Genomic DNA, 1,378 nt, shown 5'->3' with positions numbered 1-1,378 from the left:
ATAAAATCCCCCTAAATCCCCCTTTAGAAAAGGGGGACTTTATAAATTACCCCATTGCATCGCTTACCTTTAAATTCTCAGGAACAAAACAAGGACAATTTTCCTGCGGGGAAATGCGTGACTTCTTCCCGCATTCAGCCGGGGTCCGGCTCCACGCCGAGCAGCATGCAGACATTCTGAATCCGGTTGCATACGCTTACGGTTTGCGAACCGGCAAAGAGAAGACCCACGGCCCGGTTCTTCCCATCCAGCAGCAGTGAGCCGCTGTCGCCCGGGCGGGATACCGCCGAAGTGATTAGCTGATCGACGAAATAAAGCTCTTTCCCGGGCTCCATGGTTACAAAAAGGCTGACGTCACGGGCAATTACCTTCCCCCGGACGACACCGCTGGTCCGCCCGCTGAAAACCACTTCGTCTCCCGGGTAGGCCTCCGCTGTCCCGCTGATCCGTCCCAGCTCCATGATCTCCGGCGAGAGATCTGCTTCGCGAAGCGGCCCGGCCAGCGCGGCGTCCACCAGGTTTCCCTCTTCATTGCTTCTCTGTAAATAGAGACGGTAGGCGGGCCGCATTACGGTCAAGATCTTGTTGGCCAGGCTTTCCCAGTAGCGTGCCGTGGCGCATTTTGGGGGCTGCAAAGTCGGGCGCAGCGGGATGAAACGCGCCAGGGGGGCAATGGTATCGAGATCCGGCCTGCCACCGTCATAGGATCCAGGCTGCAACACCGGGTCTCCGGCCGAAGCGCGGCCGTCTTCTCCGGAAGTTGAATTTGCCAGGACATGATTGTTGGAGAGGATAAATTTCTCCCCTGTGGCCGGGTCTTTAACCGCACACCCGAGGGTTCCCGCCGTTACTTTGTAGTGACCGATGCTCACACCCCCGGGCGCCGGGCGCCATCGTTTCAGCCGGCCGCTCTCTGAAAGCGGGCTCTCTTCTTCTTCCTGCGAAGGAGGGGCGTCATTTTCCAAAAGGCGAACCTCTCCAATTTCAATTACATCCACGCGCTGCCCCTTTAGAGAGCGGGGAACCATTCCAGCTCCATCGAGCTTGTGCGGCGCCATTTTTTTGGTCACAAATACAATAATCGCCTTTTCACCGGTTTTCCGGCCGCCCTTTTCACGGTACCCCACTCCCACTCCCACAACGTTGGGCTTTTTATGCAGGTTTCGGCGGCACCTTTTGCTGATTTTTATGTTATCTTTCATCAATTCGCCTCCAAAAGGCTTCTGCTAATAACAGATTACGTTGGATCGCAGTATAAGGTGCCAAATTTGTGAAGTGGAGGTGGGAGATATTCGCAGGGGTTTCCATGCCAGGATTTAAAGAAGAGTGTGAATATTTTGTAGGGGCGGCCCTTGTGGCCGCCCGAAGCCGTACCGAT

General features: G+C 55.7%; 1 protein-coding gene. It reads right to left on the bottom strand.

Annotation, left to right across the window (positions count from 1 at the left end; all coding sequences use genetic code 11):
- Positions 1 to 134: 134 nt before the first annotated feature.
- Positions 135 to 1,202 (bottom strand): chymotrypsin family serine protease, encoded by a 1,068-nt coding sequence (locus tag ACE4YL_RS08790; RefSeq protein WP_461369544.1) that lies wholly within the window; start codon positions 1,200 to 1,202, stop codon positions 135 to 137.
- Positions 1,203 to 1,378: the final 176 nt, after the last annotated feature.

The sequence above is a fragment of the Candidatus Darwinibacter acetoxidans genome (assembly GCF_041936445.1).
Lineage (GTDB): Bacteria > Bacillota > Limnochordia > Darwinibacteriales > Darwinibacteriaceae > DTU010.
This window is presented reverse-complemented; position numbering and strand designations above follow the sequence as displayed.

Excerpts from the sequence above, each read along its gene's own strand:
- ACE4YL_RS08790 (WP_461369544.1), bottom strand. The coding sequence starts at position 1,202 with ATGAAAGATAACATAAAAATCAGCAAAAGGTGCCGCCGAAACCTGCAT.